Raw genomic sequence first — 18,220 nt, 5'->3', positions numbered from 1 at the left:
GGGGCGCCGTGCGGGAGCCTTCCCGCCCCGAGTCGGAGGCGTTGGCCCCGTGGATCGACGTCATGCTCGCGGTGGACCGCGCCGAGGCCGACGGCGACGCGGACGAGGCACTGCGCCTGATGCAGGCGCACGCGGTGGACCAGGCGGGCCGGCAGTTCTGGCGCCCCTGCCGCTTCGAGCGGCTCGCCCAGGTGCTGCTGCTCGGATCGGATCTACCGGGCTGGGCGGTGTCGCGATGGCTGGTGGCGCAGGCTCACAACGCCCTGTACCGACCGCGTGACCGATGGCGCACACGCGCCGAGCAGCTCTCTCTCGACGTGGTGGGAGGGCTCGAGAGGGTGTCTCGCCGAGGCGACACCGAGGCCCGGTGCCAGCTCATCGACCGCAACTGGGTCTACCGGCAGGTGTTCACCTACGACCTGGGCGGCCTGGCCAGGTTCGTCCGGTCGAACGCCGGGCCGAAGCTGGTCGCCCGCGCCGACCGCATCCATGACTGGGCACGGGCGCCGATCAGTGGGCTGCGGCTGGTCTCGCTGTCGGCCAGCTCGGTCACCTGGGCGCGCCTCGACACCGGCGAGCTCCTGGAGCACGCCAACATCGGAAGCGCCATCTTCGTGGAGGTCGGGGAGAGCGTGCTCGGACGGGTCGTTCCGATCCTCGGTGGAACGATGCTCGAGGGGGCCCCCCTGGTCGTGCCGGAGGAGGTCGCCGCCAAGGTCGCCGCGGATCCGTCGTCGTGGCTGACGGCCATCCGCGAGTCTCGCGCCGAGATCGAGACCCTGGGCTTCGAGCCCGCGGTCCTGCACGACGTCCCCACTCCGGTGTGGGAGGCCATGCTCTCCCGGTCTCCCTCCGCCGCGGCGCTCTCGGAGTGCAGTGCCAGCCTCGCCCGCCGCGCGCTCGAGACCGCCAGGGAGTGCCTCGATGGTGCGGTCTCGGCCGGCCCGGCCTCGGTAGACCGGTGGTCCTGTGTGCGAGCCGCTCTGTCGAGCAGGAGCGTCGTGGCCCGGGTGCCGGAGATCGCCACCGCGGAGGACGTGGAGGTGGTGAGGCGCTTGAGCGAGATCGTGGCGCCGCCCACCGACATCGTGGGCAGACGACTCGTCGAGCTGCTGAAAGACGGGTAGACCCTGCGACCGCACCCGGGTCGCGCCATGCGTCAGCCGGGGGCACCGTCCGCCGCGGGATCGGGTGTCCGGATCGGGTGTCCGGATGTCAGATGTCGCGGAGGAGGTCCTCGAAGGGCGTGGGGTTCTCGAAGGGGTCGGCCGGCAGCGCCGTGCCGCGACGCAGGACCTTGTCGGCGAGCTCGCCGGCCGCCCGGTCGATCCGGTCCGACAGAGACGAGCCGCGCACCGAGCCGGCTCCGAAGTCCTCGCTCGCCGCGAAGACCGCGGTCGGGACGACGTCGGCGCGCAGGTAGGCGAACAGCGGGCGCATCGCGAACTCCAAGACCAGCGAGTGCCGGGCGGTGCCGGCGGTGGCGCCCATGAGCACCGGCTTGCCCGCGAGGGTGCCGTCCTCGAGCACGTCGAAGAACGTCTTGAACAGCCCGGAGTACGACCCGGTGTAGATCGGCGTCACCGCGATCACGGCGTCCGCCTCGGACACCCGGCGTACGGCGTCGGCGAGGGCGCCGGTCGGGAAGCCGGTGAGGGCGTTGTCGGTGACGAGGTGGGCCAGGCCGCGAAGCTCGATGACGTCGTACGACGCAGCCTGGCCGAGCGCGGCGAGCCGGCGCTGGGTCGCCGACCCGAGTGAGTCGGCGAGGATCCTGGTCGACGACGGGACCGAGATGCCCGCGGAGACGACGGCGATCGTGGTCACCGCTTCGCCTCCGTGGTCTCGACGAGCTCGACCGACGGAGGCGAGGCCTCGACCGCGGAGTCGTCGGCGGCGTCGCGGGCGGCCACGAGAGACGCGTGGGTCGGGGCATCGGGGACGTGCGCGGGCTTGAGGGCGGCGAACTCCCGCCGCAGCACCGGCACGACCTCCTCGCCGAGGATGTCGAGCTGCTCGAGGACCGTCTTCAGGGGCAGTCCGGCGTGGTCCATCAAGAAGAGCTGGCGCTGGTAGTCGCCGACGTACTCGCGGAAGCCGAGGGTGCGCTCGATGACCTGCTGCGGTGAGCCCACCGTGAGCGGGGTCTCGCGGGTGAAGTCCTCGAGCGACGGGCCGTGACCGTAGACCGGCGCGTTGTCGAAGTAGGGGCGGAACTCCCGGACGGCGTCTTGGCTGTTGGGCCGCATGAACACCTGACCGCCCAGGCCCACGACGGCCTGGTCGGCCGAGCCGTGGCCGTAGTGCTCGAAGCGGCGGCGGTACAGCGAGACCATCCGCTGCGTGTGGGACGCCGGCCAGAAGATGTGGTTGGCGAAGAAGCCGTCGCCGTAGTACGCCGCCTGCTCGGCGATCTCCGGCGACCGGATCGAGCCGTGCCAGACGAACGGCGGCACGTCGTCCAGCGGTCGCGGCGTGGACGTGAACCCCTGAAGCGGCGTGCGGAACCTGCCCTCCCAGTCCACGACGTCCTCGCGCCACAGACGGTGAAGCAGCGCGTAGTTCTCGATCGCGAGGTTGATGCCGTCGCGGATGTCCTTGCCGAACCACGGATAGACGGGTCCGGTGTTCCCCCGGCCCATCATCAGGTCCACCCGGCCGTCGGTGAGGTGCTGGAGCTTCGCGTAGCTCTCCGCGATCAGGACCGGGTCGGTGGTGGTGATCAGCGTGGTCGAGGTCGAGAGGATCACGCGCTCCGTCTGGGCGCCGATGTAGGCCAGTGTGGTGGTGGGTGCCGACGCGACGAACGGCGGGTTGTGGTGCTCGCCGACGGCGACCACGTCCAGCCCGACCTCCTCGGCCTTCTTGGCGATCTCGACGGTCGCCCTGATCCGCTCGTGCTCGGACGGCGTCCGGCCCGTCGTCGGGTCGGGCGTGAGGTCACCGACGGTGAAGATGCCGAACTGCATGGTGCTCACTCTCGCCTTCGCTCAATGGTTGCGATTTCAACTAGTCACCCAACGCCTTGTCGCGATCCGGAATTCCCCGTTGTCCCCAAACGGGTGACGGGCGGTCGGCGACCCCCTACGCTGACGCGACCGCATCCGACGGAGGACCCGATGACCGACCAGCCCACCTCGCCCTACCCGCAGTCCGAGCCCCCGCCGCCCGACCCGGCGCAGGCCGCGCCCGCGTACTCGGACGCGCCGGCCGGTCAGAGCTGGGCCCCGCCGCCGCCGGCGACGCAGCAGTACGCCGGTGTGCCCGCACAGAGCGGTCCGGTCGGCAAGGTCCGCGGCACCGGCCTGTGCATCCTGCTGTTCATCGTGACCCTCGGGATCTACGGCCTCTTCTGGTACTACAACACCCACGAGGAGATGAAGCGCAGCTGCGGTGAGGGGATCGGCGGCGTGCTGGCGCTGATTCTCGGCTTCTTCATCTCCATCGTGATGGTGTTCCTGACCCCGCACGAGGTCGGCAGGCTCTACGAGCGCCGTCAGCAGAAGCCTCCTGTCAGCGCGCTCACCGGCCTGTGGATCCTGCTTCCCCTGGCTGGCGGCATCGTCTGGTTCGTGAAGACCAACGGCGCGCTGAACGCCTACTGGAAGTCACTGGGCGCCGCCTGAGTCCCACCCAGATGGCGCCGAGGTGGTGCATCGGTACACGATGCGTCCGTGGGACGTCGAGGAGCGCTGACCGTGGGCAGCACGGTGCTGGCCATGCTGGCCATGCTGCCCATGCTGGTCGCCGGAGCAGGGGGCACGGCGAACGCGCACGCGCCGTCCCCGCCTGACCGCGCCGCGCGGATCACCGTCGGCGGCAAGCAGCTGCACCGCTGCCACATCGGCGCGGGTCGCACGACGTACTGCGGCTCGCTCCGGGTGCCCCTGGACTACCGCCACCCGCGGGCCGCGACGATCAGGGTCGGCTTCGGCTGGGTGCCCAGCTCGGGCCGGCCCAGGGGCACCCTGGTCGCGATGGAGGGCGGGCCGGGGTACCCCTCGACCGGTACCTCCGGCGACTTCGTGGCGATGTACGGCGGGCTGACGCGCAACCACGACCTGCTCCTCGTCGACGCCCGCGGGACGGGCCGGTCGACGCCACTGAACTGCCGGCGCCTCCAACGCCTGCCCTCGCCCTCGCCCCGCTTCCAGGCCGCCCTGACCGCCTGTGGGCGGCAGCTGGACCACATGTGGCGCCGACGCGACGGGCAGTGGGTGCACGCGGCGGACCTGTTCACGACGGCCAACACCGCGCGCGACGTCGCCCGGGTGCTCGACGCTCTGCACCTGTCGAAGGTCGACCTCTACGGCGACTCCTACGGCACCTTCTTCGCCCAGACGTTCCTCGCGCGCTACCCCGGCCGGCTGCGCTCGGTCGTCCTCGACTCGGCGTACGAGGCACGCGACCTCGACCCCCTCTACCGCACGACGCCCGAGACCGCCCGGCGAGCCTTCGACGCCGTCTGCCGACGCGCGGTCGGCTGCGCCCGCGGCTCGTCGTGGCGCCGTGTCGGGACGCTCGCCAGGCTGTTGCGCACCCACCCGGTCACGGGCTGGGCGGTCGGGACCGACGCGCATCGCCACCGCTACACCGTCGACCTCACGGCGCTGGTCGACATCGTCAACGACGCGGGCTACGACACCGACCCCTACCGGCAGCTCGACGCCGCGATGCGGGCGTACCTCCGCCACCGCGACCCGACGCCGCTGCTGCGCCTCTACGCCCAGGACGTGGGCTACGACTACAGCGACTACGTCCGCACGGCGCCCACCTACTACTCCGATGCGGTCTACTTCGCGATCGCCTGCACCGACTACCGGCAGCTGTTCGACATGCACCGGTCGCCCGGCCTACGACGTCACCAGCTCGCAGCGCGGCTCGCTCGGGCGCCGCGTCGCGTCTTCGCGCCGTTCACGCCGCAGGAGTGGTCTCGCGTGCTGGGCTACACCGAGGCCTACCGCGCGTGCCTGACCTGGCCGCGGACGACCCACCGGGCCGACCCGCCGATCCCACGCGGGCCGATGAACCCCGACCGGGTGCCCGTGCTGGTCCTCAATGGCTCCGTCGACTCGCTCACGCCCGCCGCGGGTGGCGCCCACGTCGCGCGCCAGATCGGGAGCGCGGCGCACGCCTACCTCGCCCAGAACAACGTGCACCTCGTGGCGCTGACCCATGACGGGCAGTGCGGGGCACGCGTTCTCCGCCGCTTCGTCCGGGCGCCGCGCGCGCAGCTGCGGCACGGGTGTCTGGGCCGGATCCCACCGATCAGGGCGGTGCCCCGCTTCCCACGCACCCTCGGCCAGGCCCGGCCCGCGACCGGCAGGGCGCCGTTACGCCTGCGCCGACTGGCCGATGTCGTGGTCAGCGCCGCCGGCGACGGGCTGATCCGCTTCAACTACGTCGACGGGTATCGCGACCTGGGCCTTCGTGGCGGCCGCATCCGCTACGACCACGCCGGTGACGAGACGTTGCACGGCCTTCGCTGGACGATCGACACCAGGCTCTCCGGACGCGTGCGGCTCACGCCCACCGGTGCCCACGGCGTCCTCCGGGTGACCGGCCCCGGTGGAGCCGTGCGCCGCGTCGTCGTCGAGTGGGGTCGTGGGCGGTTCGCGACCGCCGTGGTCGGCGGCGTCCGCCTGCGGGCACCCGCCCCCTAGGCAAGGTCAGGGCAGGGCCCACCAGGTGTCCATCCGGGCGACGGCGGGGGCCGCGCGGCCGTCGCCGAGGGTTCGCGCCAGGCGGAAGAGGTACGCCGCGATGCCGGCCGCCCCCTGCATCCAGCCGGGGCCGGGCGGCAGCAGCGGCTCTTCGGCGCGGTGCTCGACGAAGCGCCAGTACACGTCGTCGCCATCGGTGACGGCGCGCTCGACCAGGGCGTCTCCGAGCCGCACCGCGAAGTCGAGGTCGCGCTGCTCGCCGTGTCGCTGCCAGACGTTCAGCACCACGTCGCCTACGCCGGCGGTGCCACAGCACCGGCCGTCGTTGTCCCAGAAGCCGGGGTAGGTCCGCTCGGGGATGCCGGAGGTCTGGAGGGAGCGCATGCACGCGCGCTCCCAGTCGTACGGCGTGCGGCCGGCGACGTGGTCCGCGCCGGCCCGGGCGAGCGCGGCGAAGGCCAGGGAGGTGCCGGCCGGCCCGTGGCACCAGGTGTAGGTGTAGGTGTCGAGGTCGTCTCGAGGCGGGATGACGTGCGGGATGCGCATCCCGCCTTCGCCGGTGTCGGCCAGCGTGACGAGGTGCTCGGCCCCGAGCCGGGCCGCCTCGACCAGGTCCGGCCGGTTGAGGGCGACGCCGGCCGCGGCGAGGGACCCGGCGACGCCGGCCAGGCCGTGTGACCAGTTCGGCATCCGGCCTCGCGGCTCGAGCACGAAGCGCCGCGGGATGAACAGCCAGTCGAGCCCGGCATCGGTCTGCTCGTGCTCGGCCATCAGGATGCGGGCGGCCAGCTGTGACAGCTCGTCCGCGCCCGGCACGCCGTAGCGCAGGGCCCAGAGGGCGCCGAGCAGCACGCTCGCGGTGCCCAGGGTGGCGTCGTTGCAGCGGCCCTCGGGAGTCACGTCCGGTGGCTCGATCCAGGAGGAGGGCCACCCGTCCACGGTCGCGAGCTCGCGGAGTCGGGCGACGGCGTCGGCCGCGCCGGGGGAGTCCAGGGCCAGCAAGACCCCGATCGTGCTCACCAGGCCGTCGAAGTAGTCGAGCTCCGTCTCGGCGGGGACCCGGCGCAGCAGGGTCTCGGCGATGCCCTGGGCCAGCTGCTGCTCCTGCGCCGACAGCTCGCGGGTCAGCCGGAGCTCGGACAGCACATGCGCGAGCCCGCCGACGCCGCTGTGCATGCCGTACGGGTACTCGCCGGGCTCGCTCTGCTCCGGTGACTCGGGGAGCCACAGCTCCTCACCACGGGTCCGCACCTGGCTCCGTACCCAGGCCCATGACCGCTCGGCCAGGTCCCGGTAGACGGCGGCATCGTGGGGCACCCAGCGATCCTGGCACGCCGTCCCGGCTGCCGCAGGGCGGCCCCGGCGCACGTCCAGTGCAAAGACTTGACTAGACCTGTCGGGACGGTTGACAGGGTTTTGATCAGGACACGAACCTGAGAAAAACCTAAGAAACGCCCTTACGGACGTATCGGACATCGTTCAGTGGCGGTTAGCGTCCCCAGCGACCTCATCTCGGGGTCATCCTCCTTAACAGAAATCGGGGGTATCCCTCTTGCGCACATCACGCATGCGCACGGCGGCAGCCGCATCACTCGCGGCAGCCGGCCTCGTCGCCGCCACCTTGGCCGCGACGACCACCTCGGCCGGAGCAACCGGCTCGAGCACCATTCGGGTTCCGCTGCGGGTCTGCAAGACCGCGACGGCTGGCCATCGAGCCTGTGACGCCCTGCGGATGGTGACGAAGAAGGTCACCCCCGCCAACGCCAAGAAGCTCGAGAGCCAGGGCCTGGCCAAGGCAACCGGCGCGCCGCGCGTCGGCACCGGTCCCGAGGGCGGCTTCTCGCCGGCAGGGCTCGCCAAGGCCTACGGCATCAACGAGAACGCCAAGACCAAGAAGACGGTCGCGATCGTCGACGCCTTCGACGACCCGTCGGTCCGCTCGGACCTCAACGCCTTCGACAAGCACTACGGCTTCCACAAGGAGACCACCAAGAGCTTCAAGGTGATCGGTCAGGACGGCGGCGCACCGCCGGCCACGAGCGACGAGGGCTGGGCGGGCGAGATCACCCTCGACGTCCAGAGCGTCCGCGCGATCTGCCGGCACTGCAAGATCCTGCTGGTCGAGGCCAACGACAACAACGACAACAACCTCGCCAACGCGGTCAAGGAGGCGATCAAGAAGGGCGCCACGATCGTCAGCAACTCCTACGGCGGTCCCGAGAGCCCGGCCGACCCGAAGTGGATCCAGAAGGCCTACAGCCACAAGCACACCGCGATCCTCGCGTCGAGCGGTGACGACGGTTGGTACGACTGGGACAACGTGAACAGCCTCGTCGCGTCGAGCGGCATGTCCCAGTCGCCGGCGAGCTACCCGCACGTGGTCGGCGTCGGCGGCACGACGCTGTACACGAGCCAGGCCGGCAAGCGCACCAGCGAGCAGGCGTGGAACCGCAACGGTCCCGCGGACTTCCTCGGTTCGGCTTCGGAGTACACCTACGGCTACGAGCCGGGAGCGGCCGGCAGCGGGTGCAGCGCGAAGTACAACGCGCCGAAGTGGCAGAAGTCGGTCAAGGGCTACAAGTCGCTGGGCTGTGGTTCGAAGCGCAGTGAGGTGGACATCGCGGCGCTGGCCGACCCGTTCACCGGCTTCGACATCTACGAGACCTTCGACTGGTGCACCAACCCCGACACCTCGGTCTGCCCGTACACCTCGGCAGACGACGGCTGGTCGACGTACGGCGGCACCTCGCTCGCCTCGCCGGTCACCGCAGCGATGTGGGGGCTGGCCGGTGGTCCGTCGAAGCACGTGGCGTACCCCGCCCAGACGCTGTACGCCAACTACAAGAAGCACAAGTCGGACACCTACGACGTGACCGTCGGTGGCACCGGTGGGTGCTTCGACCAGTCGCCCAAGGCGTGTGGGACGTTCCTCCAGGACATCGTCTACGGTCCTCCGACGACCCACTACGCGGAGAACCCGAACACCGGGCCTGGTGGGCTGCTGGACTGCGCGTGGGGCAAGACGGGCAACAAGCCCAAGACCAACCGCGGGCAGTGCTACGCCCAGCCCGGGTACGACGGCGTCTCCGGCGTCGGCTCGCCCAAGGGCCTGAAGGTGTTCAAGTAGTCCTCACGAACACCGGCTGGTCCGGCTGAACCGTCGGCCCCGGTCTCCTCGTCCCGAGGAGGCCGGGGCCGACTCCTGTCCGGGCCCACCCGAGACGTAGGGAAGTGCTGGTCAGTGGCGCCGTGGCGCGCAGCAGGGGAGTGATCGGCGCTTCCCTAGGCAGGCGGCGTCTCGCGCTCCGCGCCGGTCGGCTCCCGGTCGTCGTGGAGATGGTGGCGCACGCCGCGGTCGGGCCGAGCAGCCAGGAAGTACGCCGCACCCACCACGGCGATCAGGAACATCACCAGCAGCGTGATCCAGTCGATGTTGAAGTACGCGCGCGGGGACGACAGGCCCGTCGGGAGCACGACGTTGACCAGCATGAGCGCGAGGTACGCCCCCGCGATCAGGGTGACCACGTTGCCCCACCGCCCGAGGGTGAACCGGCCCTCGGGTACCCAGCCCCGGGACCTCGCCACCCACGAGGCGATCACGGTCATCAGGAACGACAGGTAGATCCCGCTGACACCGAAGGACACCAGCGCCACCAGGGCGTTGACGCCACCGGGGTAGGTGATGAAGAGGAAGTGCTTGTCGTGGGCCGGAGAGGCGAAGACCAGCAGGACGAACAGCACGGTGACCATCGAGCCCGCGACCAGCGCGTTGACCGGCGTCCCGAAGCGGGGGTGCACGCGGGCGAGCCACGATGACCCGGGCAGCGCCTGGTCGCGCGAGTAGGAGAACATGAGCCGGCTCCCGGCGCCCTGGATCGACGTACCGCACGAGAAGAACGCGAAGATGATCAGCAGCAGCAAGATGTCCTGCACGCCCGAGGGCAGCTGCCCGAGGATGAACGGCACCCCTCCGCCGACGGCGTCCCCGACGCCCTTGGCGCCGTGGCCGGGAACCGCGAGCAGCAGTGCGGCGGTCAGCACGATCGACCCGATGCCGCCCCAGATCACGGCCAGGCGCATGGCTCGCGGCACCTGCCGGCCGGCGTCCACGGTCTCCTCGGAGATGTCGCCGGCCGACTCGAAGCCGTAGTAGATGTACACCGGAGCCAGCACGGCGATCAGGGCCGCGCCCAACCAGCTCCCGTGGAAGTTCAGGCCGAGCGGGTTGCTGGCGGCGTGCTGCACGCCCTGGGTGGTGAAGAGGTAGCCGAGCCCGTGGTGGAAGCCGTGGACGGCCAGGATGACGGCGATCCCGAAGGTGCCCAGGATCTCGACGTAGACGCCGAACTGCGCGACTCGGCCCATCACCTTGGCCCCGGTGATGTTCAGGGCGGTCTGGATGAGCAGCAGCAGCACCGTGATCCACAAGATCGTGACGTGGTCGGCCGGGTCGAGGCTCCACCCGAACCAGTTGTGCGTCAGCGCCGCGAAGTAGGTGACGACGCCGGTGTCGACCGCGGCGACGGTGATGAGCAGGGCGAAGCCGTAGAACCAGCCGACGAACCATCCGTAGCCGGGGCCGACGGAGAACTTCGAGTACTGGTACAGCGCGCCTGCGACCGGGTAGTGGCTGGCCAGCTCGCCGAAGACCAGGGCGACGAACAGCATCCCGGCGATCGGGATGAGGTTCAGCCAGATGTACGCCGGTCCGCCGGTGCCGAGTCCCAAGGCGAACAGCGAGTAGATCCCCACCATCGGCGAGAGATAGGTGAAGGCGACGGAGAAGTTGGCAAACAGCCCGAGCACGCGACGCAGCTGCGGCTGGTAGCCCAGGCTGGCGAGCCTGGCGTCGTCGTCGTGCTCGGGAACGTTGGCGGCGTGTGTCACGGTCGCTCCGGTGATCTCGGCTGCGACTCCGGGCCGCAGCAACCAGGCTTGGCTCCCCCCGGGTCGAGCCCCGCCCGCCTCCGCCGAGTGTGGCGCGCGGCGAACCGAAACATAGACCCGCCACGACAGAGCGGGAAAGGGGCTCAGCCCTGGCGCTCGCCCGTCGTGACCTCGTCGACGGCCAGCAGGACGGCGCGGGTGACGCGTGCTCGCTGGCCGGTGGCCACCAGGTCGAGCAGCCCGCCGCGCAGGACCGCGAGGACCGCCGTACGCCGAGCCGCGCCCGCTGCCGTACGTCGTACCGGGGCTGGCTGGGCGCGGGCGAGCAACCTGAGCCAGTCGTCGACGGTCTGCCGCGCGAAGCCGCCCCACGGGCCGTCCGGCTCGATCAGCGCCGTCGCGTAGGACTCGACCCAGAGCCGCAGAACAGGGGCGTGCGCCGGATCGGCCAGCCACTGCCAGGTCCGGACCGCCACCTCCTCGAGCCCGCCGTCGGCGGGCAGGGCGGCGAGCAGCTCCAGCTCGCCGGCCCGAGCCCGCGCGAGCACGGCTCGCACGAGCCCGTCCTTGGAGCCGAAGAGAAAGCGCAGCACTCCCGTGCTCGAGCCGATCGCCTCGGCGACAGGGCGCAGCGACGCACCGGCCAGTCCGTGTTGCAGGGCGTACGCGTATGCCGCGTCGACCAGCTCTACCCGTCTGACGCTCTGCTGCTCGGATCCGCGCTCCACGAAGGCCATCCTGCCTTACTGATACAGTCGTGTCAGTGCAGCGGGAAGGGTGGTGGCCGCGTGGCTGAGATCCGTGGGCTCGGAAGACCCGGGGACCTCGGCTGGGTCGTGATGGCCCACGGCGAGCTGTACGCGGACGAGTTCGGCTGGGACGCGACGTTCGAGGCTCTGGTCGCCCGGATCGTCAGTGACTGGGCCGCCTGCGACGACCCGACGCGCGAGGGCGCCTGGATCGCCGAGGACGGCGAGGGTCGGGTCGGCTGCGTCTTCTGCGTGCGGGAGGACGACGCCACCGCGCGTCTCCGGATCCTGCTGGTCGAGCCTCGAGCGCGCGGCCAGCGCCTGGGTGCCGCTCTGGTCGACCGGTGCCTGGACTTCGCGCGGGGCGCGGGCTACCGGCGGATCGTGCTGTGGACCAACCATCCTCTGGTCGCCGCGCGGTCGGTGTACCTCGCGGCCGGATTCGAGCTGGTCGACGAGGCGCCGCACCACAGCTACGGCGTCGACCTCGTCGGCCAGACCTACGCCCGCGAACTCTGACGCCGGGTGGTCACCCGACGACCCCGTCAGCCGGAGGTGACCTCGACGTGCTGGGGGTAGAACGCCACGTGGCCCGCGATCGGCGAGACCGACTCGTAGGGCTCGAGGTAGGACCAGAGGGCGTTCTGGACGACGGAGTCTCCGTCGACCAGTGAGTAGTAGGACGCGTCGCCCTTGTAGGGGCAGTACGTCGCGTGGTCCGTGGCCCTGAGGACGTCCGCATCCACCGCCACGAGAGGCAGGTAGTAGACGGGAGGGTAGGTCGACTCCCTCAGCACCAGCGCGCTGTCGGTGCGGGCGATGACCCGTCCACGCTGGCTCACGGTGACGACCTGCCCGGCGGGCGTGACGGAGATCGGGTGGTCCGGGCCGGGGCTCAGTACCGGCTTGTCGGTCTTCTCGCTCATGTCCGGAGCAACCTCGTACCGGCCTCGGCGATTCCCCCGTGGCCCTTGTCCCTGCGTCATGACACGATCGCGACCATGCCCCCACGCACGAACCTGACCCGCGCCCTGTTCGCGGTCGTCGCCACGCTTGCCCTGACGCTGGCGACCCTGGCGGTGGGCCAGACGGCTTCGGCGGTCCCGCCGCCGTGGGGGCTGCTGCGGCCCGGTACCAACCAGGTCGAGGTGCTCCAGGCGACGCGGGGCACCGACCTCCAGCTGGTGCAGGGTTCGACCGTGGTGCACTCCGGCACCGTCGACTCGCAGGGGAGCCTGATGTGGCGCCAGCTGCCGAGCGGGCACTACGAGGTGCAGACCACGGACCGGTCCTTCACCAGCGCCCCGCTCGCCGTTCGCGGCCTCAGAGCCGCGCCGCCGGCGCAGTCGTTCTACGACGCGCAGGCCCTGGGGGAGGGCTTCGGGTTCATCCAGACCCGGGACGGGACGACGCTGTCGGCCAACGTCGTCTTCCCCAACCCCCTCATCTTCGGCTCCGGGCCCTACCCCACGATCATGGAGTACAGCGGCTACGACCCGAGCAACCCCGCCGAGACGTCGTTCTCCAAGATCGTCACCAGCCTCGGCTACGCCTACGTCGGGGTGAACATCCGGGGCACCGGCTGCTCGGGCGGGTCCTACGTGCCCTTCGAGCCGGTGCAGAGCCTCGACGGGTACGACGCGATCGAGACCGTCGCGGCGCAGCCGTGGGTGAAGTCGCACAAGGTCGGCATGGCCGGTATCTCCTACCCCGGGATCGAGCAGCTCTACGTCGCCCGCACGCAGCCTCCGCACCTAGCGGCGATCTCTCCGATGTCGGTGATCGACGACAGCTACCGTGGAACGCTGTGGCCGGGCGGCATCCTCAACACCGGGTTCGCCGAGCCCTGGGCGTCCCAGCGGGGTCTCCAGTCCCAGCCGGACGGCGAGGGCTGGGAGGCCGGGATGAACAGCCAGGAGTGCGACGACAACCAGCTCGTCCGCCTCCAGAACCCCGACCCGGTCGCCCTGATCGAGGACAACCAGTTCTACAACAAGGCCTACTACCAGCAGATCGACCCGAGCCGGTTCGTCCATCGCATCGACGTCCCCGTCTACCTCGCCGGCGCGTGGCAGGACGAGCAGACCGGCGGCCACTTCCCGGCGTTCCTGAACCGCTTCCACGGCTCACCGCAGTTCTACGCCACCATGGTCAACGGCTCGCACACGGAGTCGCTGACCAGCCTTGGCGAGTTCGCCCGCTGGACCGACTTCCTCGACCTCTACGTCGCTCACCGGGCGCCGACGGGCTGGGCGAGTGTGGTGGGACCCCAGGTCACCGCCGCCCTGACCGGTGTCTCCGGTCTGACGATGCCGACGGACCCGCTGTTCGGCCTGTCCTACCGTCGAGCTCTGCGCCGGTACCAGTCCGAGCCTCACATCCGCGTGCTCTTCGAGGAGGGGGCGGCCAAGGGCGAGCCGTCCGGCGCCCCGCTGCCGCGGTTCGAGCACTCCTTCCGCTCCTGGCCGGTGCCCAGCCGGCATCGAGTGCACTACTTCCTGCACTCCGACGGCCTGCTCGGCGGCCGGGTCTCGCCCGGCCACCACCGGACGCACTCGTTCTCGGCCGATCCGTCAGCGCTGCCGGCCACCGACTACTCCGGGTCCTCCGACGCCATCTGGCAGGCCCACCCGGCGTACCACTGGAAGCAGATCCCGAAGGGCACCGGGCTCGGCTGGATCACCGCGCCGATGCCGAGGACGAAGGTCTACCTCGGCGGCGGGTCCCTCAACGTCTGGGTCAAGACACGGGCCCCCGACGTCGACCTCGAGGCGACGGTGAGCGACGTCCGGCCGAGCGGCCGCGAGGTCTACGTGCAGACCGGCTGGCTGCGGGCCAGCCACCGCAGGCTCGCGCCGTCCTCGACCGCACTCCACCCGGTCCACACCGACCTCGAGTCCGACGCCAAGCCGATGCCCAGAGGCAGGCTCCGGCTGCTGCGCATCGAGATCCCGGCGTTCGCGCAGCCCTTCCGCAAGGGCGACCGGTTGCGAATCACGCTCGACGCGCCCGGCGGCGCGAAGCCGCTGTGGGCGTTCCGCACCCTCGACCACGGCCAGCGGGTGTGGGTCGCGACCGACCGTCGCCACCCCTCGTCGCTGGTGCTGACGACGGTTCCCGGCGTGAGGGTGCCGGCGAAGGCGCCGCCCTGCCGGTCCCTTCGTTCGCAGCCGTGCCGGACCTATCACGACTGAACGGACCGCACACCAGGACGCCAAGGTAAAGGAAATCCCTTGGCCTGAGATGGTCAGGTGTTTTCCTCCGATCGGCCACTACCCTCAACTGAACATCTGGGGGGGTGTGGCGCACATGGCTGAGTCCGACAAGGTCATCAAGGTCGTCATGAAGGCGACGGGGGACAACTACGAGAAGGTGTCCACGTTCACGGCCGTCGCACACGAGACCGTGGACGAGTGCCTGACCGACGACATCTCGGTGGTGGCACCGCCGCTGGTCATCGGCCGGCTGGGATGCCCGGTTCTCGACCGGCTGCTGCTGCGGCTGGGCGACGGGCAGTGGGAGCTGCCCGAGAGCGTCGACGTCACCGAGGCGGAGCTCGCGGAGACGCTGATGCTCCCGATCGAGACCGTCGCCCGCTATCCGCTCGTGGGCCGCTTCGGGCTGCTGGCGCGCTGCATGGACCGGCTGATGATCGCCGACGCCGACGCCGAGCGCTACCTGCGGATCCTCGACGCGTGGCTGGCGGTGTTCGAGCCGGACAACGACGGCCGCCCGACGCCGTACTCCGTCTGGCCGTTGCCCGGTCGTGACGCCTTCGAGGGCTGGCTGCTCGCGCGGCTCGACATCTTGCACAAGCAGGGCTACTCCGTCCGGCTCGCCAACCAGGAGATGGACGGCGTCCGGGGGCAGCAGCACATGTACGTCGACGGCCGCCGTGCCGACGTCGTCCTGCGCTTCACCGCGGACTGCGAGAAGGGCTCCTCCGAGGACTGGCTGGTCCTGGAGAACAAGACGACCGCCGTCGGCATCGGCGCGCTCGACCAGCTCGCGCTGTCGGTCGACTGGCTGCGCGCCGAGTCCCGGCCGGGACAGGTGCACGGCATGCTGATCGCCGACGGGCTGAGCCTCGAGGTCGAGCGCGGACTGCGCGAGCGGAGCTTCGAGTACCACTCGATGGCCGCGCTGGGGTACCGCCGCTGGGTGCGCCTGCACTCGCCGCTCAAGCCCGAGCTGACCCGCGACGCGACCACCATCAGCTACCCGCAGAACCTCTCGGTCCGAACCCTGGCAGCCGCGCTGCGCTGAGCCGGCGTACCCGGGCTCACCGAGACGAGCCTCCCTCGACCGTCGGACGGTCGGGGGAGGCTTCCACGTGTAGGGGCCCGAGGCGTGACGAGGGCCCGGTCTCCCCGTGGAGCCGGGCCCTCGTGCAGCGTCCGCCCGATCGAGCGCCACACCCCCGAGCGTGTCGAAACCGGGTATGGCGTCCTGCGGACGTGAGCGAACGGTAGGTCGAGGTGCCAGGTCCGCGGTCCATCCCGAAGGGTGGATTGTGCGCCCCCCCGGGGTCAGCCCAGGGTCAGCCGCGGAGCCGGCGCCAGCGCGAGCTCCACGTGCGCCAGGTGAGCACCGCGCGCCAGCCCACCAGGAACGCCCCGAGCACGATCGCCGCGACGACGATGAACGCCGGCGGCGTGCCTCCGCCGCTCGCCGACCGGGCGACCAGCCCGAGCACGACGGTCCACACCCACACCCGCACGCCGGCGCGGATCGTGGTGGGACGGAGCCGGGAGTACGCCGTCATCGCGAGGCCGAGCGCGGTCCCGAGCAGGAACGGCCAGGCGGTGTGCCAGATGCCGTGGATGCCGGTCGACTCGTGGTGGTTGGCCCGGCCGATCGTCGCGAAGAGCACGACGGCGACCGCGTCGGCGGTCACCGCGAGCGGCCAGGCGTGACGTCGGGCGGAGAGCGGCATGGCGCGAGTCTTCCACTGCGTCGTCCTGGGGACTCGTCGGCCTACCATCGGTCCGATGCCTCCCGAGTTCCGTGCCGTCGACGACCCTGACGACGTCGACTGGAGCCGGGTCACCCAGGTGAGCGTCGTCTGCTTCGTCGACGACGACGACGCTACGGGTGGCGTCGTGCTCGTGCTGCACGCGCGCGAAGGGCGGTGGGCGATCCCGACCGGTCGGCGTACGCCGGACGAGGACGTCTGGGACGACGCCGTGCTGCGGATCCCCCTGGAGACGATGGGGTTCCGTCGTCAGGAGACCCATCCGTTCGCGTTGGACAGCGACGGGCGGCACGCCGTGTTCTGGGTGAACGGCGGGAAGTACGCCGGCACGCGGCTGCACGCGCCCGACGTGCCGTGGTGGACGGGGTCGATCGCCGACGGCGCCGCGCTGCTGAGGGCGCAGGGCGACGACGCGCCGGCGGCCTTGGCGGAGGCTGCCGGAGCGGCACGCGCGGCGATGACCTACGAGCGCCGGGTCGCCGACGAGCACCGCACCCTGGTGGGTGCCTATCTCTCGGCCGCCACGCCCGAGGGTGGCTCGGGGTTCGGCGGCTCCGACGAGGAGTGGCGTGAGGCCCGCGGGGTGCTGCTCGACGCTCTGGACCCGGCTCGCTCGCGGGTGCGCTTCTTGGACCACGGCTGCGCGAACGGTCATCTCGCGGTCTCGATGGCTCTGTGGGCGCGGGAGCGGGATGTGGAGCTCGACCCCTACGGTGCCGACATCGCCGCTGAGCTGGTGGCGGAGGCGAAGGCGGAGCATCCAGGGCTCGCCTCGCACTTCTTCGTCGGTGACGCGCTGTCGTGGGTCCATCCGGCCGGCGACCGCTTCGACCTCGTCCACGTGCTGCTGGACTTCGTCCCGTCGTCGGCGCATCCCGAGCTGATCCGGCATCAGCTCGACCACGTCGTCGCACCCGGCGGGCGGCTCGTGCTCAGTGAGTACGGCGACCCGCCCAGCAGCCGGTCGGCCGAGGCCCAGGTGACGCGGGCCGGCTTCGTCGTGGCCGGTCGCACCCGGCAGCCGATCCGCGGCGGTCGCGAGCGCGGCTTCCCCAGCGTGTGGGTCGACGCCCTGGGTTGATGAGTCAGTAGCCGACGAGGTGGGGGGTCGCGCTGACCACCTGGAGGTCGACGGCCGCGCCGGGGACGGTGAGGGTGTCGGGAATGGTCTGCCAGGCGCCAGTGCCGACGCGGTACCGCCCGGAGTACGTCGTGTCGACGCTGGGTCGGACGTCGCCGACGCGGGAGTAGCGATGGGTGACCTGGAGGTCGGGGTAGGGCGCGCCGGGATCGGTGGTCGTCACAGCGGCCTCGTCGCCGCCGAAGTGCCAGGTGTACGACGTCGGTGTCGCCTCGATCGTCACCCGTTGGCCCAGCAGGGTCACGCTCTGGGTCGTGGGGTCGGTGTTGGAGGTGTAGAAGTTCGTGTCGAAGTTGACCAGGGTCTTGCCCTTCGGAGGCTGCACGACCAGGGCCGAGGCCGGCCAGGTCAGGCGTTTGTAGGCGCGCTCCACGAAGCCTGGTGTGAGGCCGCCTATCTGCTGAGCCTCCTGGTCGGTCAGGCATGCCTGCCAGGGAAGAGGATCCTTGGCGCCGTCCTCGTACACGTTGTAGAGGAGGCCGTCGTGACCATCTACCGAGCACGGGTCGCCCTTGACGCATCGAGCTGTGCCGCTCAAGGCGCAAGCCGCGCGGACCGTGAAGGTATGACCCGGGTGCTCAGCGATGTATTCGCTGGTCTCAGCCCCTGAATGAAGGCATCCCACGTTGACTGTGTTGGCGTCGCCGGATCCAACGCAAGTCACGCCACTGGCAACAGCTGGACTTCCTGTCCATAGGAGAGCAAGAAGGAGTGGGAACGGCAGGACCCACCGCATTCAGATCGCCACCTGAACGAATTCGGTGACCACCCACGAGCCGCTCATCGGCGCCAGCCGAAGTTGAAA

At 70.8% G+C, this 18,220-nt stretch carries 16 protein-coding genes; 8 read left to right on the top strand and 8 right to left on the bottom strand.

All coding sequences use genetic code 11. From position 1 onward, the window contains the following. Window positions 1-8: 8 nt before the first annotated feature. The gene (locus VHW64_RS18275) at window positions 9-1,127 is read left to right on the top strand and encodes a hypothetical protein (protein ID WP_329652007.1); all 1,119 of its coding nucleotides are present in this window, start codon (window positions 9-11) and stop codon (window positions 1,125-1,127) included. 88 nt (window positions 1,128-1,215) lie between these two features. On the opposite strand, the gene VHW64_RS18270 is transcribed toward VHW64_RS18275, so the two are convergent. Both VHW64_RS18270 and VHW64_RS18265 read right to left on the bottom strand, forming a co-directional pair. Continuing rightward, complete coding sequence (locus VHW64_RS18270) at window positions 1,216-1,827, bottom strand: FMN reductase (RefSeq protein WP_329652006.1); 612 nt, start codon at window positions 1,825-1,827, stop codon at window positions 1,216-1,218. Then, window positions 1,824-2,969, bottom strand: a complete 1,146-nt coding sequence (locus VHW64_RS18265; RefSeq protein WP_329652042.1) for an LLM class flavin-dependent oxidoreductase — start codon at window positions 2,967-2,969, stop codon at window positions 1,824-1,826. Before VHW64_RS18265 ends, VHW64_RS18270 begins: the two co-directional genes overlap by 4 nt. 150 nt (window positions 2,970-3,119) lie before the next feature. On the opposite strand from VHW64_RS18265, the gene VHW64_RS18260 reads away from it, so the two are divergent. Beyond that, window positions 3,120-3,626 carry a DUF4234 domain-containing protein gene (locus VHW64_RS18260; RefSeq protein ID WP_329652005.1) on the top strand — a complete coding sequence of 169 codons (507 nt, stop codon included), beginning with the start codon at window positions 3,120-3,122 and terminating at the stop codon, window positions 3,624-3,626. A gap of 48 nt (window positions 3,627-3,674) precedes the next feature. Further along, on the top strand, window positions 3,675-5,663 hold the full coding sequence (locus VHW64_RS18255) for an alpha/beta fold hydrolase (protein WP_329652004.1): 1,989 nt from the start codon (window positions 3,675-3,677) through the stop codon (window positions 5,661-5,663). A 6-nt stretch (window positions 5,664-5,669) separates the two neighbouring features. On the opposite strand, the gene VHW64_RS18250 is transcribed toward VHW64_RS18255, so the two are convergent. Beyond that, a complete protein-coding gene (locus tag VHW64_RS18250; protein WP_329652003.1) occupies window positions 5,670-6,980 on the bottom strand; it encodes a lanthionine synthetase LanC family protein in 1,311 nt (436 codons plus the stop codon). 235 nt (window positions 6,981-7,215) lie between these two features. Here VHW64_RS18250 and VHW64_RS18245 point away from each other — a divergent pair, with 235 nt between their 5' ends. After that, window positions 7,216-8,790, top strand: a complete 1,575-nt coding sequence (locus VHW64_RS18245; protein ID WP_329652002.1) for a S53 family peptidase — start codon at window positions 7,216-7,218, stop codon at window positions 8,788-8,790. A gap of 155 nt (window positions 8,791-8,945) precedes the next feature. Here VHW64_RS18245 and VHW64_RS18240 read toward each other — a convergent pair whose 3' ends face one another. After that, window positions 8,946-10,550, bottom strand: coding sequence for an APC family permease (locus VHW64_RS18240; protein WP_329652001.1), 1,605 nt, complete (start codon window positions 10,548-10,550; stop codon window positions 8,946-8,948). 143 nt (window positions 10,551-10,693) lie between these two features. After that, window positions 10,694-11,278 (bottom strand): TetR/AcrR family transcriptional regulator, encoded by a 585-nt coding sequence (locus VHW64_RS18235; RefSeq protein WP_329652000.1) that lies wholly within the window; start codon window positions 11,276-11,278, stop codon window positions 10,694-10,696. 60 nt (window positions 11,279-11,338) lie between these two features. Between VHW64_RS18235 and VHW64_RS18230 the strand changes: the two genes are divergently transcribed. Beyond that, window positions 11,339-11,818: a GNAT family N-acetyltransferase gene (locus tag VHW64_RS18230; RefSeq protein WP_329651999.1), complete on the top strand. Its 480-nt coding sequence runs from the start codon at window positions 11,339-11,341 to the stop codon at window positions 11,816-11,818. A 26-nt stretch (window positions 11,819-11,844) separates the two neighbouring features. Here VHW64_RS18230 and VHW64_RS18225 read toward each other — a convergent pair whose 3' ends face one another. Continuing rightward, complete coding sequence (locus tag VHW64_RS18225) at window positions 11,845-12,225, bottom strand: DUF427 domain-containing protein (protein WP_329651998.1); 381 nt, start codon at window positions 12,223-12,225, stop codon at window positions 11,845-11,847. A 75-nt stretch (window positions 12,226-12,300) separates the two neighbouring features. Between VHW64_RS18225 and VHW64_RS18220 the strand changes: the two genes are divergently transcribed. Next, complete coding sequence (locus tag VHW64_RS18220) at window positions 12,301-14,493, top strand: CocE/NonD family hydrolase (RefSeq protein ID WP_329651997.1); 2,193 nt, start codon at window positions 12,301-12,303, stop codon at window positions 14,491-14,493. Window positions 14,494-14,608: 115 nt separating this feature from the next. Further along, entirely contained in the window at window positions 14,609-15,565 is a 957-nt protein-coding gene (locus VHW64_RS18215) for a hypothetical protein (RefSeq protein WP_329651996.1), read from the top strand. Window positions 15,566-15,839: 274 nt separating this feature from the next. Here VHW64_RS18215 and VHW64_RS18210 read toward each other — a convergent pair whose 3' ends face one another. Then, window positions 15,840-16,235 carry a DUF3054 domain-containing protein gene (locus tag VHW64_RS18210; protein WP_329651995.1) on the bottom strand — a complete coding sequence of 132 codons (396 nt, stop codon included), beginning with the start codon at window positions 16,233-16,235 and terminating at the stop codon, window positions 15,840-15,842. Between the two features lie 55 nt (window positions 16,236-16,290). Between VHW64_RS18210 and VHW64_RS18205 the strand changes: the two genes are divergently transcribed. Beyond that, the gene (locus tag VHW64_RS18205) at window positions 16,291-17,355 is read left to right on the top strand and encodes a class I SAM-dependent methyltransferase (protein ID WP_329651994.1); all 1,065 of its coding nucleotides are present in this window, start codon (window positions 16,291-16,293) and stop codon (window positions 17,353-17,355) included. Between the two features lie 4 nt (window positions 17,356-17,359). Here the strand turns inward: VHW64_RS18205 and VHW64_RS18200 are convergent, their stop codons facing one another. Continuing rightward, complete coding sequence (locus VHW64_RS18200) at window positions 17,360-17,953, bottom strand: hypothetical protein (RefSeq protein ID WP_329651993.1); 594 nt, start codon at window positions 17,951-17,953, stop codon at window positions 17,360-17,362. Window positions 17,954-18,220 lie beyond the last annotated feature (267 nt).

The sequence above is a fragment of the Nocardioides sp. genome, from assembly GCF_036267815.1.
Classification (GTDB): Bacteria; Actinomycetota; Actinomycetes; order Propionibacteriales; family Nocardioidaceae; genus Nocardioides.
The sequence above is the reverse complement of the archived record's forward strand: the minus strand, read 5'-3'. Positions and strand labels throughout refer to the sequence as shown.

Coding starts and splice junctions, on each gene's coding strand:
- VHW64_RS18265 (WP_329652042.1), bottom strand. CDS start 2,969: ATGCAGTTCGGCATCTTCACCGTCGGTGACCTCACGCCCGACCCGACG.
- VHW64_RS18260 (WP_329652005.1), top strand. CDS start 3,120: ATGACCGACCAGCCCACCTCGCCCTACCCGCAGTCCGAGCCCCCGCCG.
- VHW64_RS18225 (WP_329651998.1), bottom strand. CDS start 12,225: ATGAGCGAGAAGACCGACAAGCCGGTACTGAGCCCCGGCCCGGACCAC.
- VHW64_RS18220 (WP_329651997.1), top strand. CDS start 12,301: ATGCCCCCACGCACGAACCTGACCCGCGCCCTGTTCGCGGTCGTCGCC.
- VHW64_RS18215 (WP_329651996.1), top strand. CDS start 14,609: ATGGCTGAGTCCGACAAGGTCATCAAGGTCGTCATGAAGGCGACGGGG.
- VHW64_RS18210 (WP_329651995.1), bottom strand. CDS start 16,235: ATGCCGCTCTCCGCCCGACGTCACGCCTGGCCGCTCGCGGTGACCGCC.
- VHW64_RS18205 (WP_329651994.1), top strand. CDS start 16,291: ATGCCTCCCGAGTTCCGTGCCGTCGACGACCCTGACGACGTCGACTGG.